Origin of the sequence: Frigidibacter sp. ROC022 (genome assembly GCF_024723735.1) — a bacterium.
GTDB lineage: Bacteria > Pseudomonadota > Alphaproteobacteria > Rhodobacterales > Rhodobacteraceae > SLM-1.
On the sequence record NZ_JANQDU010000003.1, the window covers coordinates 841,012 to 854,494 of the forward strand.

At 67.6% G+C, this 13,483-nt stretch carries 11 protein-coding genes; 6 read left to right on the forward strand and 5 right to left on the reverse strand.

Translation table 11 applies throughout. The annotated features are described in order from the left end of the window. The first annotated feature begins 14 nt into the window (after positions 1-14). Positions 15-857 carry a fumarylacetoacetate hydrolase family protein gene (locus tag NUW50_RS15785; RefSeq protein ID WP_258290096.1) on the forward strand — a complete coding sequence of 281 codons (843 nt, stop codon included), beginning with the start codon at positions 15-17 and terminating at the stop codon, positions 855-857. Positions 858-978: 121 nt separating this feature from the next. Then, on the forward strand, positions 979-1,965 hold the full coding sequence (locus NUW50_RS15790; protein WP_258290097.1) for a formylglycine-generating enzyme family protein: 987 nt from the start codon (positions 979-981) through the stop codon (positions 1,963-1,965). Between the two features lie 12 nt (positions 1,966-1,977). Here NUW50_RS15790 and NUW50_RS15795 read toward each other — a convergent pair whose 3' ends face one another. Beyond that, the gene (locus NUW50_RS15795; RefSeq protein ID WP_258290098.1) at positions 1,978-3,570 is read right to left on the reverse strand and encodes a gamma-glutamyltransferase family protein; all 1,593 of its coding nucleotides are present in this window, start codon (positions 3,568-3,570) and stop codon (positions 1,978-1,980) included. Between the two features lie 2 nt (positions 3,571-3,572). Beyond that, positions 3,573-4,754 (reverse strand): mandelate racemase/muconate lactonizing enzyme family protein, encoded by a 1,182-nt coding sequence (locus NUW50_RS15800; protein WP_258290099.1) that lies wholly within the window; start codon positions 4,752-4,754, stop codon positions 3,573-3,575. 122 nt (positions 4,755-4,876) lie between these two features. Here NUW50_RS15800 and NUW50_RS15805 point away from each other — a divergent pair, with 122 nt between their 5' ends. The 4 genes from NUW50_RS15805 to NUW50_RS15820 are packed head-to-tail and all read left to right on the forward strand — an operon-like array spanning position 4,877 to position 10,072. Continuing rightward, positions 4,877-5,896 carry a succinylglutamate desuccinylase/aspartoacylase family protein gene (locus NUW50_RS15805; protein ID WP_258290100.1) on the forward strand — a complete coding sequence of 340 codons (1,020 nt, stop codon included), beginning with the start codon at positions 4,877-4,879 and terminating at the stop codon, positions 5,894-5,896. A 1-nt stretch (position 5,897) separates the two neighbouring features. Continuing rightward, positions 5,898-7,394 (forward strand): M81 family metallopeptidase, encoded by a 1,497-nt coding sequence (locus tag NUW50_RS15810; protein WP_258290101.1) that lies wholly within the window; start codon positions 5,898-5,900, stop codon positions 7,392-7,394. Then, the gene (locus NUW50_RS15815) at positions 7,391-8,569 is read left to right on the forward strand and encodes a mandelate racemase/muconate lactonizing enzyme family protein (RefSeq protein WP_258290102.1); all 1,179 of its coding nucleotides are present in this window, start codon (positions 7,391-7,393) and stop codon (positions 8,567-8,569) included. The genes NUW50_RS15810 and NUW50_RS15815 overlap by 4 nt, the downstream gene beginning before the upstream one ends. A 6-nt stretch (positions 8,570-8,575) precedes the next feature. After that, the gene (locus NUW50_RS15820; RefSeq protein WP_258290103.1) at positions 8,576-10,072 is read left to right on the forward strand and encodes a sulfatase-like hydrolase/transferase; all 1,497 of its coding nucleotides are present in this window, start codon (positions 8,576-8,578) and stop codon (positions 10,070-10,072) included. A 16-nt stretch (positions 10,073-10,088) separates the two neighbouring features. Here the strand turns inward: NUW50_RS15820 and NUW50_RS15825 are convergent, their stop codons facing one another. The 3 genes from NUW50_RS15825 to NUW50_RS15835 are packed head-to-tail and all read right to left on the reverse strand — an operon-like array spanning position 10,089 to position 13,368. Further along, complete coding sequence (locus NUW50_RS15825) at positions 10,089-11,366, reverse strand: sulfatase family protein (protein WP_258290104.1); 1,278 nt, start codon at positions 11,364-11,366, stop codon at positions 10,089-10,091. Then, positions 11,363-12,361 carry an ABC transporter ATP-binding protein gene (locus NUW50_RS15830; protein ID WP_258290105.1) on the reverse strand — a complete coding sequence of 333 codons (999 nt, stop codon included), beginning with the start codon at positions 12,359-12,361 and terminating at the stop codon, positions 11,363-11,365. The genes NUW50_RS15825 and NUW50_RS15830 overlap by 4 nt, the downstream gene beginning before the upstream one ends. Next, positions 12,358-13,368 carry an ABC transporter ATP-binding protein gene (locus tag NUW50_RS15835; protein ID WP_258290106.1) on the reverse strand — a complete coding sequence of 337 codons (1,011 nt, stop codon included), beginning with the start codon at positions 13,366-13,368 and terminating at the stop codon, positions 12,358-12,360. The genes NUW50_RS15830 and NUW50_RS15835 overlap by 4 nt, the downstream gene beginning before the upstream one ends. Positions 13,369-13,483 lie beyond the last annotated feature (115 nt).

Sequence of the window (13,483 nt, forward strand, 5' to 3'; positions counted from 1 at the left end):
CAAGGAACAACCTTATGAAACTGCTACGTTTTGGACCGAAGGGGCAGGAGCTTCCCGGGATTCTGGACAAGGCCGGCAAGCTGCGCGACCTGTCGGGCCATCTGGGCGATTTCGCCGGCGCCGGCCTGCCGGCGGCGATCGAGACCGCCCGGGGCATCGACCCGGAGAGCCTGCCGCTGGTGCCGGGCTCGCCGCGGCTCGGGCCCTGCGTCGGCGGCGTCGGGAAGTTCATCTGCATCGGGCTGAACTATTCCGACCACGCCGCCGAATCCGGCATGGAGGTGCCGCCGGAACCGATCCTGTTCTTCAAGGCGACCTCGGCGATCTGCGGCCCGAATGACGATGTCGAGATCCCGCGCAACTCGGCGGCCACCGACTGGGAGGTCGAACTGGCGGTGGTGATCGGCAAGACCGCGAAATACGTCCCGGAAGCCGAGGCGATGGACCATGTCGCGGGCTATTGCGTCGTCAACGACGTATCCGAGCGCGACTTCCAGATCCGGCGTCACGGGCAATGGGTGAAGGGCAAGTCGGCCGACACCTTCGGCCCCATGGGCCCCTGGCTGGTGACCCGGGACGAGGTGCCGGACCCGCAGGCGCTGGCCATGTATCTCGAGGTCAACGGCAAGCGCTACCAGAACGGCAGCACCGCGACGATGGTCTACGGGGTGCGGCATCTGGTGTCCTACATCTCGCAGTTCATGAGCCTGCAGCCCGGCGACATCATCTCGACCGGAACCCCGCCCGGCGTCGGCATGGGCCAGACCCCGCCGGTCTACCTGAAACCCGGCGACGTCATGGAACTCGGCATCGAAGGCCTCGGCAGCCAGCGCCAGCGCACCGTCGCCGCGGCGTGAGCAAGCCGGGCCCGGGCGGCCCCGGCGGCCCGGGCCGCGACGATTGGCGCGGGGCAACTGAGGGGCGGGGCATTGCAGCTCTTGCCCGGATCATGCGAAACCCGACCCGAGAGGGTGAGCGATGAACGACGAGACCAGTGTCGCATCGAAGGGCAACTGTTGCAGTGTCGGCTCGGCCGCGCCGGCATCGAATGACGAGCGCTACATGTCCGCGGCGCTGGCGGTGGCCCCGGCCGCGCCCGAGGTCCGGGCAGAACTGAAGGCCCGGTTGAAGCCGATCCCCGGCGGGTTCTTCGAGATGGGCACCCGGAAATCCCGGTTTCCGGCCGATCTCGACAGCCCGCGCCGCCGGGTCAAGCTGTCGCCCTACCTGATCTCGCCCTTCACCGTCAGCAATGCCGACTATGCCCGTTTCGTCGCGGCGACCGGCTATCGCACCGTGGCCGAGGAGGAAGGCTGGAGCTTCGTCTTCCACCTCTTCCTCGGCGAGAAGGCGCGGGCCTGGCCCGGTCCGCCGGGACTGGAATGGTGGCGGGCCGTCAATGGCGCCTATTGGGCCGCGCCCGAGGGACCGGGATCGGACTGGACGGGGCGCGAAAACCATCCGGCGATCCATATCGCCTGGTATGATGCGCTGGCCTATTGCACCTGGGCCGGGCTGCGCCTGCCGACCGAGGCCGAATGGGAACGTGCCGGGCGCGGCGGTCTGGCGAACATGAAATTCCCCTGGGGCAATGTCATGCAGCCCGGGGGCGAGCACCGGATGAACACCTGGCAGGGAACCTTCCCGGTCGAGAATACCGCCGAGGACGGCTTTGTCGGCACCGCGCCGGTCGATGCCTTTCCGCCCAACGGTTACGGGTTGCACAACATGACCGGCAATGTCTGGGAATGGGTCGCCGACCGTTTCGGGCCGCCGGATCTCGGGCACAGCCCGCTGGTCGATCCACAGGGACCGAAGGAAGGCATGGCGCGGATTCAGCGCGGCGGCTCCTACCTCTGCCACGTCAGCTATTGCGACCGCTACCACGTGCATTCGCGCACCGGAAACCCTCCGGACACCTCGACCGGCAATCTCGGATTTCGTGTTGCGGGCGACCCCGACTGAGCGCCGCCCCGGTCAGACCTCGGCTTCGCTCACCGCGGCCGCATAGGGCAGATCGACCGAGGGCATGCCGCAGTTGATGCCCTTTTCGGTGTCGCGCGCGACCGAAGAGATGCAGGCGAAGAGGAACGGATAGACCGTGTTCTCGACCACCCGCACCGGGGCGACCGCGGCAATCGCCTCCACCGCCTCGGGCGACAGGCGGTGATCGCAGGCCACCGCCTCCAGCCGCACCGGGTCGATCCGGGGCGCATGGGCGGCATCTTCCAGGCTCATCCCGTGGTCGATCACGAAGGAGATGGTCTGCAGGATCGAGGGCGGCACCCGGCGCCCGCCCGCAGCGCCGAGCGCCAGGACCGGCTTGCGGCCGCGCCGCACCATCATCGGGCAGGCATTGGTCAGGGGATACTTGCCCGGGCCGATGGAATTGGCGTGGCCCGGTTCGGGATCGAACCAGAACATGCCGTTGTTCATCAGCAGGCCGGAGGACTGCAGCGAGACTTTGGAGCCGAACCGCGCGCCCATCGTGTTGGTCAGCGCGGCCATGCCGCCGTTCCTGTCCACCACGCTGACATGGGTGGTGCATTTCTCGTTCGGATTGTCATCACCCATTTCGGAATAGCGTTCCTGCCACAACTCGCGCATCAGCAGCGCGAATTCGGCATAGTCGGCCGGGGTCGGCGGACGGCCCGAGGGGGCGAAGCGGTGTTCCACCCGCTCGAAGAACCGCATCACGGTCGGGGCACCGTTCAGGCCGGGTACGCCCAGGAGTTCCGTGTCGCGATAGGGCTTGATGTCCGGGGCGCTGACCCGGGCCCGGTAGGCGGCCAGATCGTCCAGCGTCCAGTTGCGCCCGACCGCCTGCATGTCGGCGACGATCGCTTCGCCGATCTCGCCCTCGTAGAAATCGCGCGCGCCGTTCTTCTGCAGTTGCCGCAGAAAACCGGGCATCATCGGATCGCGGACTACTTCCGAGGCATCGTCGCTTTCGCTGACCGGCGGGAACAACCCGTCGCGCAGGAACACGTCGCGGGTATGCGGATATTGCGAGATTTGCCGCGCCTCCACGGCAATGGCGAAAGTCGTGTACCAGCCCACCGGAATGCCGCGCTCGGCCAGCGGGATCACATATTCCAGCGCATCGCCCCAGGACAGGGTGCCATAGTGGTCGAGCGCCGCGGCCAGGCCGTCGGCGGCACCGGGGATCAGGATCGAATGCGGGCCGACCGTGTTGCGGTCATCGGCGACCATGGGCCATTGGAACGGCCCGTGCCGGCCCGGCACCCCGGCCAGCGGATAGTTCGCCGGATCGGCATCCGCCGCCGCCTTCATCGAGAAATTGACCGCCCCGGCCCCGTGGCCCGGCAGGTCGAGCACCAGGAAGCCGCCACCGCCCAGGCCGCTGCTCCAGGGTTCAACGACGTGCAGGGCCAGCGCCGTGACCACCGCCGCATCGACGGCGTTGCCGCCCGCCGCCAGTGCCCGCGCCCCGGCCGCGGCGGCAATCGCGCTCTGTGCCGAAACGACGCCGCCTTCGGTCAGAACCGCCGGCTTGGAGAGGGTCCAGTGCTGGTGCCGGTCCTGCTTGCGGATCATGTGGCCGGACATGCTCAGGCCTCCTGCGCGAACATCTGCGCCGCATTGGGCGCGTAGCGGGCGACCTTCTCGGGGTCGAGCGTGACCCCAAGCCCGGGGCGGTCGGGGATCGAGAGGTTGCCATCGGCGTCCAGCGTGAACGGGTCGGTCAGCAACCCGTCGACATAGGCGCTGCCGCCGATGTACTCGACCAGGTCGACATTCGGCAGCGCGGCCGCCAGTTGCAGGTCGGCCGCCAGGCCAAGGGCGGTGTTCCAGCCGTGCCCGACATATCTCACCCCGAAATCCTGTGCCGTCCTCGCGATCCGCCGCTGTTCCGACAGCCCGCCGACCTTGGTCACGTCGGGCTGCACGATGTCGAAGGCGCGCTGCACCAGGAAGGGCAGGAACGCCTGGCGGCGGGTCATGACCTCTCCGCCGGAGATCGGCACCCGGCTGGTCTGGCGCAGGGTCACGAAATCCTCCAGCGCGTCGGGCACCAGGGCTTCCTCGAACCAGGAGACCTCGTGATCGGCCAGCATGTCGGCGGTGCGGAGCGCCCATTTCAGGCCGTTGGGCCAATAGGCGTCGCTGCCCCCGGCATCGACCATCAGCTTGCCACCCTCGGGCAGTTCCGCCCGGGCCGCGGCGACGATGGCCTCGTCCAGCTTCGGATCATCGCGGCGCCCGAACGGGCCCCAGCCGATCTTGAAGGCGCGGAACCCCTGTTCGCGGAAGCGCACGATCACCTCGGCCATCGGGCCGGGTTCCTCCATCAGCACCGAGCAATAGGGTTGCACCTTTTCGCGGTGCCGCCCGCCCAGAAGCATTCCGACCGGCAGCCCGGTCGCCTTGCCCAATATGTCCCAGAGCGCGATGTCGATGCCGCTGATGGCATGGGTCAGGGTACCGCCGCGCCCCATCCAGAAGCTGTTCTGATGCAGCTTCTCGCTGACCCGCTCCGGCTCCAGCGCGTTCTCGCCCAGATACAGCGGCGCAAGATGTGCGACGGCGGCTGCGGCCAGCCGGCCATCGGTGAAGACGCTGCCGAAGCCGGTGATACCGGCATCGGTATGCACCGCGATCAGCGTATGGACCGAGTCGGTCGGCTGGATTTCGTTCGACCAACCGCCCGGCGGGCTGTCCCCGAAGAGCGGCGCCGCCACGATTCCGGTGATGCGCACCTTCGGGATTGCCTGCGATCGTTCCTCGATCATGTCTCGCTCCTTCCTCGTGTGGGCTGGCGATGATTGACAGTCAAAAAAATAGTATACAATAATACGATGCGTGCAAGCTTGCGCGAAAAACGGGCAAACAAGACTGCAGGGGGGAGTGTCGAATGGCTGAGGCCGCGAGCCGCATTACGGCAGAGATAGATTTCGACCAGCAAGGGCGTCAGGCGGGATACCTTCGTGCGCCGCTGTCCCGCAACACCTCGGGCTGGGGTGTCATCGAGATCCCCATCGTCGTGGTCAAGAACGGCAGCGGTCCGACGCTGCTGTTCACCGGCGGCATCCATGGCGACGAATACGAACCGCAGATCGCGGTTTCGGAACTGGCCCGCACGCTCGACCCCGCCACGGTGCAGGGTCGGGTGATCATGCTTCCGGCGGTCAACATCCCGGCGGTCATGAATGACACCCGCCTGTCTCCGGTGGACGACCGCGACATGAACCGGTGCTTCCCGGGCGACCCCAGGGGCACCTTCAGCGAGATGGTGGCACATTACCTTGACGCGGTGATCCTGCCGATGGTCGATGCCTCGGTCGATCTGCACACCGCCGGGCATTCCAGCGATGCCGCACTGTCGACCAACATGCATTACATCGCCGATCCCGACGGCATGGCCCGCACGCTGGCCGCCGCCGAAGCCTTCGGTGCGCCCTACAACGTGGTTTTCTCGGGCGTGGACGAAGGCGCGACCCTCACCTCGTCGGTCGAGCGGCGGGGCATCCTGTCGCTGGGCACCGAAGTGGGGGGCTGGGGCCGCGTGAATATCGAGGGCGTCCGGATTGCCCGGCGCGGGCTGCGGCGCTTCCTGAACTTCATGGAGGTGACCGAGACCGGCCTGGAGGAGGACGACGATCCGAAGACCCGCCACATGCAGGTGAGCGACCGGGCGAACTATTCCTTCGCCCCGGCCGCGGGCCTGTTCGAACCCTGCAACCTGGCGGGCGACACGGTGCGCAGTGGCGACCCTGCCGGCTATCTGCATTTCGTCGAGGATGTGGATCACGAACCGATAAAGGTGACCTACAAGCGGGACGGGGTGCTTTGGATGTCGGCCGGTCCGGGCCGTGTGGCGCGCGGCGATACCGTGGCCGTGGTGATGAATGAATACACTGGTGGGAGGCTCTGACATGAGACGCATTCTGATGCTGGATTGCAAACAGGAGATTTCCTCGTTCAATCCGCTCCCCTCGCAATACGAGAACTTCCACATTTCCCGGGGCGCGGAGTTGCTGGAGCATCGCGGCCTGAACACCGAGATCGGCGGGGCGCTGTCGGTCTTCGAGGCCGGTGGCGACATCGAGGTGGTTCCGACGATCGCTGCGCGGGCCGGCAGCGCCGGGCTGTTGTCCGCCGAAGGCTGGGCGCGGCTCTCGACCGAAATCCTGGACGCGGTCGCGGCTGAAATCGGCTCGGTCGACGCGGTCTATGCCTCGCTGCATGGTGCCATGGGCGCGGACGGGGAACTGGACCCCGAAGGCCACCTGCTGACCGAGATCCGCCGCATGCTCGGCCCCGACAAGCGGCTGGCGATCTCGCTGGACCTGCATGGCATCTGCACCGACCGGATGCTGCGCCAGGTCGATGGGCTGACGCTCTATCACACCTATCCGCATGTCGATTTCGCCGATACCGGTGCCCGCGCGGCGCGGTTGCTGCTGAAGCTGATGAACAGCGACGTGCGGCCGATCATCTCGCGGGTGGTGATGCCGACGCTGGTGCGCGGCAACGAGTTGATCACGGCCAAGGGCTACTACGGCGACCTGATCCGCGAATGCCAGCGGCTGGAGCGCGACGGCTCGGTGCTGGCCGCCGGGATCAGTATCGGAAACCCGTTCACCGACGTGCCCGAGCTGTGCTCGCAGGTGCTGGTGACGACCGAGTCCGATGAAGGGCTGGCCAAGGCCGAGTCGATCCGGCTGGCGCAGGAGTTCTGGCCGAAACGGGCCCTGATGCAGGCCAATCTGATCGAACTGCCCCGCGCCATCGCGCAGGCCTCGACGATGGCCGGGCCGCTGTTGTTCACCGATGCGGCCGATGCGACCTCTTCCGGCGCGACCGGGGATTCCAACCTGATCCTGAAAGGTCTGCGCGATGCGGGCTATCCGGGCCGGGTGCTGGCCCAGATCGTCGATCCCGGCGCGGCGGCTGCGGCGCACAAGGCCGGGGTCGGGGCGCGGATCAAGGTCACGCTGGGCGGGGCGATCGACCCCGCCCGCTTCCCGCCGATGCCGGTCGAGGCCGATGTCGCCCTGCTGTCGGACGGCAAGGCCCGGCTCGAAACCATGGGAACGCCCCTGGCGGCGGGTCCGACGGCGGTGCTGCGCTTCGACAACTTCACCGTGGTGGTTCTCAGCCGCTCGGTCAGCCTCTTCGACCGTGCGCTCTACTATGCCAATGGCTGCAACCCGCGGGATTTCGACCTGATCGTGCTGAAATCGCCGCATGCCGAGTTCCACATGTATGACGCCTGGGTCGAGAAGAACTTCAACATCGACGTGCCCGGGGCGACCTCGGCCAACCTGCCGACGCTCGGCCACACGATCTGCGCCCGGCCGATGTTCCCGCTGGACGAAGATGCCGCTTTCACGCCCGAGGCGGTGATCTACCGAAGGGGATCGGCATGAGGGTCGAGGCGGTCGATTTCTTCTACCTCTCGATGCCGGAGGTGACGACCGCAGCGGACGGCAGCCAGGATGCGCTTCTGGTCCGGGTCGCGGCCGGCGGGCATGTCGGCTGGGGCGAATGCGAAGCGGCACCTCTGCCCTCGATCGCCGCTTTCGTCTGCCCGATGTCGCATGGCGCCTGTCGGCCGGTCTCGGCCTCGGTGCTGGGCGCACAGCTGAACGACCCCGGCGATATTGCGGCGATCTCGGCCCGGGTGGCGCATGACAGCATGGACCTGTTGCAGGCGGCGCATACGCTTTCGGGGATCGAGATGGCGCTCTGGGACCTGCTGGGCAAGGCCCGGGACGAACCGGTCTGGAAGCTGCTCGGCTACACCCGTTCCGAACCCAAGATCCCCTATGCCTCGCTGCTGTTCGGCGACACGCCGGCAGAGACGCTGGAGCGGGCCCGCAAGGCAAGGTCCGAGGGGTTCAGGGCGATGAAATTCGGCTGGGGTCCGATCGGCACCGGCACCGCCGCCTATGATGCCGAGCATTTCGATGCCGCCCGTGAAGGCGGTGGCGAAGACAGCCATCTGATGGTCGATGTCGGGCAGATATTCGGCGAGGATGTCGAGGCCGCGGCGGCGCGGCTGCCCGCCCTTGTCGCGGCGCGGGCGACCTGGCTGGAGGAGCCGTTTTCCGGACATGCCTTCGAGGCCTATGCCGCCCTGGGAGCGCGAAGCCCGACCGTCGGCATCGCCGGGGGCGAGGCGGCGCACAACGTCGCCATGGCCCGGCACCTGATGGATTTCGGCCGCGTGAAATTCATCCAGATCGACTGCGGCCGGATCGGCGGCATCGGCCCGGCCCATGAGGTGGCGCAGCTGGCCGCCGCGCGCGGGGTCTCTTACGTCAATCACACCTTCACCACGCATCTGGCGCTCAGCGCCTCGTTGCAGCCCTTTGCCGGGCGTGCCGAGGACCGGATCTGCGAATATCCCGCCGACCCATGCGTGCTGGCGCTGCGCGTGGCGGCCAATCCGATCCTCCGCGATGCCGCGGGCGAGATCCGGGCGCCCGAGGCGCCGGGGCTGGGGATCACCGTCGATACCGAGGCGCTGCAGCCCTATCTGGTCGATACCGAAATCCGGGTCGGCGGCAAGCTCCTCTACGCCACTCCGCCGCTCGGCTAGGCGCGGATGGGCGACCGGCCGGATATCCTGTTCCTGTTCTCGGACCAGCATGCCCGGTCGGTTTCGGGGGCCTATGGCGATCCGCTGGGCGCGACGCCGCATCTGGATGCGCTGGCGGCGCAGGGCGTGACCTTCGACAATGCCTATTGCCCCTCGCCGATCTGTACACCCAGCCGGATGTCGCTGCTGACCGGACGCTGGCCGCACGAGCAATCCTGCTGGACGCTGGACGACATGCTGGCCTCGGACCTGCCGACCTATGCCCATTCCCTTGGCGCCGCCGGATACCGGACCATCTCGGTGGGCAGGATGCATTCGATCGGGCCGGACCAGCTGCACGGCTTTTCCGAGCGGCTGGTCGGTGATTGCGGGCCGAACTGGATGGGCGTGGCGCGGCAGAGGCTGGGGCCGCTGGTCGGCGCCCAGGGGCCGAGCGGGCCGGGGCCGGACGGTCTGGCCCGCTCGCTGGCATTGTCGGGGCGCGGGCAGTCGGGCTACGAGGTGGTGGACGACGCCACGACGCAGGCCGCCTGCGACCGGCTGGCGGAACTGGGCCGCGCCCGGCAGGGCGGCGACGACACGCCGTTCTGCATGGTCGCCGGGTTCATCCTGCCGCATTGTCCCTTTGTCGCCCGTGCCGGGGACTATGACCGTTTCGAAGGCCGGGTCCCGGCTCCGCGCCTCCCGAAACCGGCGCCGGGGGCCGAGCCCGAATGGGTGACGCAATGGCGTGCCGAGGGCTGCACCGAGGCGGCGGATGCCAAGGCGGTCGAGCGGGCACGGGCTGCCTATTGGGCGCTGGTCCACGCCATGGATGTCAAGATCGGGAAAATCCTGGACGCCTTGCGCGGCGCCGGGCTCGGAGAGAACACGCTGATCATCTATGCCTCGGACCATGGCGAGCATGCGGGCGAGCGCGGGCTGTGGTGGAAGAACACGATGTACGAGGAATCGGCGGGGGTGCCGCTGATCCTGTCCTGGCCGGGGCATCTTCCCGAAGGGAGCCGCTGCCGGAGTGTCTGCAACCTGGTCGATCTCGGCGCCACGATGATCAGCGCCGCCGGGGCGCCGGCGCTGCCCCGGTCGCGGGGCCGGGATCTGTTGCCACGGGCCCGCGCCCCCGACGCCGGCGTGACGGGCGAGACCTTTAGCGAATATGTCACCGACCTGTCCTCGCCCTGGACCGGCAAGGAGACGAAATGCATCCGGATGATCCGCTCCGGGCGGTGGAAATACGTCCATGCCGAGGGCGACCGGCCGATGCTGTTCGATCTGGTCGCCGATCCGGACGAGATCGACGACCTGTGGGACCGCCCGGAACATGCCGGGCTGCGCGACGAGCTGAAGGCCCGGCTGCTGGCCGGCTGGAACCCGGCCGCGATCCGGGCCGAAGTCGATGCCCGCTGCGCCGAGAAAGAGATACTCAGGGAATGGGGCCGCCGCACCCGGCCGCCCAGCACCGCCCAGTTCCTGATCGAGGATTCCGACAACTGGCTGGACTAGGGCAGGGGCCGGTCCGCTAGGATCGAAGCGCGGCCAGGCGTGGCGCCAGGTCCGCCCGCATCGCGGCGATCATCGCACTGCCTTCGCCGTCGGCAATCTCCTCGGCCTTTGCCGCCATGTCGGCGGCCAGCGCGTCGATCTCTCGCGCATAGTCGGGATAGTGCTTGTAGCGTTCGAAGCCGGGGTCCGGGCGGGGGGTCAGGAAGATGTTCCACTCTTCCTCGGGGTCCGTCTCCAGATCGTAGAATTCATGCGCCCCGTTGGCCGAGACGACCAGCTTCCAGCGGTGGGTCCGCCAGGCCCTTTGGTGAATGGCGCTGATATGGGTGATGTTCTGGACGTAGAAGCCCCGGCGCCAGTCCCCGGGCTCGGCGCCGCGCAGCAGCGGCAGAAGCGACCGGCCCTGCAGCTGGGACGGTCTCTCGATCCCGGCGAGGTCCAGCATCGTCGGCGCCAGATCCTGCAGGCCGATCTGCAGGTCGCAGCGGCTTCCGGGGCGGATCCCCGGCCCTTCCACGATGAAGGGAATCCGCAGGGAATCGTCGGTGCAGACGAACTTGTGCTCGCCCTCGCGGCGATACCAGAAGGTGTCGCCGTGGTCCGAGAAATAGATCACCACGGTGTTCTCGGCGAGCCCCGCCTCGCGCAGGGCCGCACGAACCCGGCCGAGGTTGTGGTCCAGCGCCGAGACGGCGGCATAGTATCCCGCGAAGGGCACGCCGCGACCGCGATAGGGCTCATAGAACCTTTCCGGCGCGGTATAGGGATCATGCGGCGGATAGAAGCTGAGGATCATCGCGAAAGGGCTGTCGGCCCCGGCCTGTGCGCCGATCCAGTTCGTCGCCGCGTCGGTTGCACGGTCGGGGCGATAATCGCCGTTCAGCTTGCCGTCGATCCAGTGCCCCTGCCGCGAGTTGAAGCTCTCTTCCCAATGGTCGAAGAACGGTGGCTGCTTCTCGCCCAGGTGCCACTTGCCGAAATGCGCGGTGCGATAGCCGCCGCGCTGCAGGTGGTCCCAGACGGTATCCTTGACCGCGGAATGGGTCGCGAAGGCATTGTCGACGCCATAGAGGTTGTCGATCACGCCGTGGGTCGAGGGGTAGGTCCCGGTCCAGGCCGTCGCCCGCGCCGGCGTGCAGACCGGCCAGGGGGTCAGGGCGGTGTCGAAACACATGCCGCCCGCGGCCATCGCCTCGGTCTGCGGCGTCACGGTGAAGCGATTGCCGTAGCAGGTCAGGCTGTCCATCCTCTGCTGGTCGGTCATTACCAGCACGATGTTGGGGCGGTCCGTCATGGGGGTGATCCTGTCGCTGGTTGCGGGGTTCCGGCCAGATGGCACGAGACCTGGCGCCCGTCGTCCAGCATCCGCAACTGCGGCGGATCGGTCCGGCACCGGGCTTCGGCGATCGGGCAGCGGGTGTGAAAGCGGCAGCCCGGCGGCGGATTGGCCGGGCTGGGAACGTCGCCCTTGATGGTGAAGAAGGACTTGCGGCCCTTCTTGGCCGAGGGCACCGAGCTGAGCAGTGCCTGCGTGTAAGGATGGGTCGGAGCCTCGAAAATCGCCTTGCGCGTTCCGATCTCGACGATCTGTCCCAGATACATCACCGCGACCCGGTCCGAGATGTGATGCACCACGCCGAGGTCATGCGAGATGAACAGATAGGTCAGCCCCAGATCGCGGCGCAGATCGACCAGCAGGTTCAGGGTCTGCGCCTGTACCGAGACATCCAGCGCCGAGACCGCTTCATCCAGCACCAGAAACGCCGGGTCCAGCGCAAGGGCGCGGGCGATGCAGACCCGCTGCCGCTGGCCGCCGGACATCTCGTGCGGGAACCGCGCCGCCTGCCACATCGACAGGCCGACCCGGTCCAGCAGGCCGCGCAGCTTGCGCTCGCGCGACACCGGGTCGCCGACATCGTGGACCACCAGCGGTTCGACGATCAGCTCGCCCACGGTCATTCGCGGGTTCAGCGCGCCGAACGGATCCTGGAACACGATCTGCATCCGCTTGCGCAGCGCCCGCATCTCGGCCGGGGGCAGGGCGAGGATATCGGTGCCGTCGAAGGTCACGGCGCCCGAGGTCGGCTCGACCAGCCGCAGGATCAGCCGCCCGGTGGTGGTCTTGCCGCAGCCGCTTTCGCCGACCAGGCCCAGGGTCTCGCCGCGGGCGATATCGAAACTGATGTTGTCCACCGCCAGGATATGGCCGCGCTTCTTCAGCGCCCCGCCAGACCCGGTGAGGAACTCCTTGCGCAGGTTGCGCACCGACAGAAGTGGTTCCTTGCTCACGTCGGCCCCTGAAACTTGTAATCCGTGTTGCGGATGCAGGCGGCGCGGTGATCGGGGCCGACCGGTGTCAGCAGCGGCCGGGCCGTGTCGCAGACCGGCCGGGCGTGATCGCAGCGCGGCGCAAAGCGGCAGCCCGGCGGCAGGTCATGGATCGGCGGAACCGTGCCGCGGATGGCATTCAACCGCTCCGGTTCGCCGTCGATCTCGGGGATGCTGGCCAGCAGCGCCTCGGTATAGGGATGGCGCGGGTCGGAGAAGATCTCGCTGGCCGAGGCTTCTTCGAGCACCTGGCCCAGATACATGATCATCACCCGGTCGGTGAAGGCCGAGACGACGCCCAGGTCGTGGCTGATCAGGATGATCCCCATGTGGTATTCGTCCTGGAGGTCCAGCATCAGGTCCAGGATCTGCGCCTGGATGGTGACGTCCAGGGCTGTCGTCGGTTCATCGGCGATCAGCAGCCTTGGCTGGCAGATCAGCGCCATGGCGATCATCACACGCTGCCGCATCCCGCCCGACATGTGATGAGGATAGTCCTTGATCCGCTGCTCGGGCGAGGGGATCCCGACCCGGCGCAGCGCCTCGATGGCGCGGTCGCGGGCCTCGTGCCGGCTGACGTTCAGATGCCGCTGCGCGGTCTCGGCGATCTGCTGGCCGACCGTCAGCACCGGGTTGAGCGCCGTCATCGGCTCCTGGAAGATCATCCCCATCCGGGAGCCGCGCAGGGATTCCAGCCGGGCTTCGCTGGCCGAGAGAATGTCTTCGCCGTCCAGGAGCATCCGCTTGGCGCTGACCCGGCCGCCCCGGGGCAGAAGCCGCATGATCGCCAGGGCCGTCATGCTCTTGCCGCTGCCGGATTCCCCGACGATGCCCAGGGTCTTGCCCGGATCGAGCCGGAACGACACGCCGTTCAGGATGTTGAGCTTGCCGAAATCGACCGACAGGTCCTCGACTTCCAGCAGCGGTGTGCCTTCGGGCGCCTGGACAGGCATGTCGGTGCTGTGCATCTCGGTCTCAGCTATCCCATGCATCGATTGCTGTGGCTGGTTTGTGCCTCATGATCGTATACTATAATACGATCCTGTATAAGCAAGCGTCACGGCATCCGGTCGCGGAGGTTAG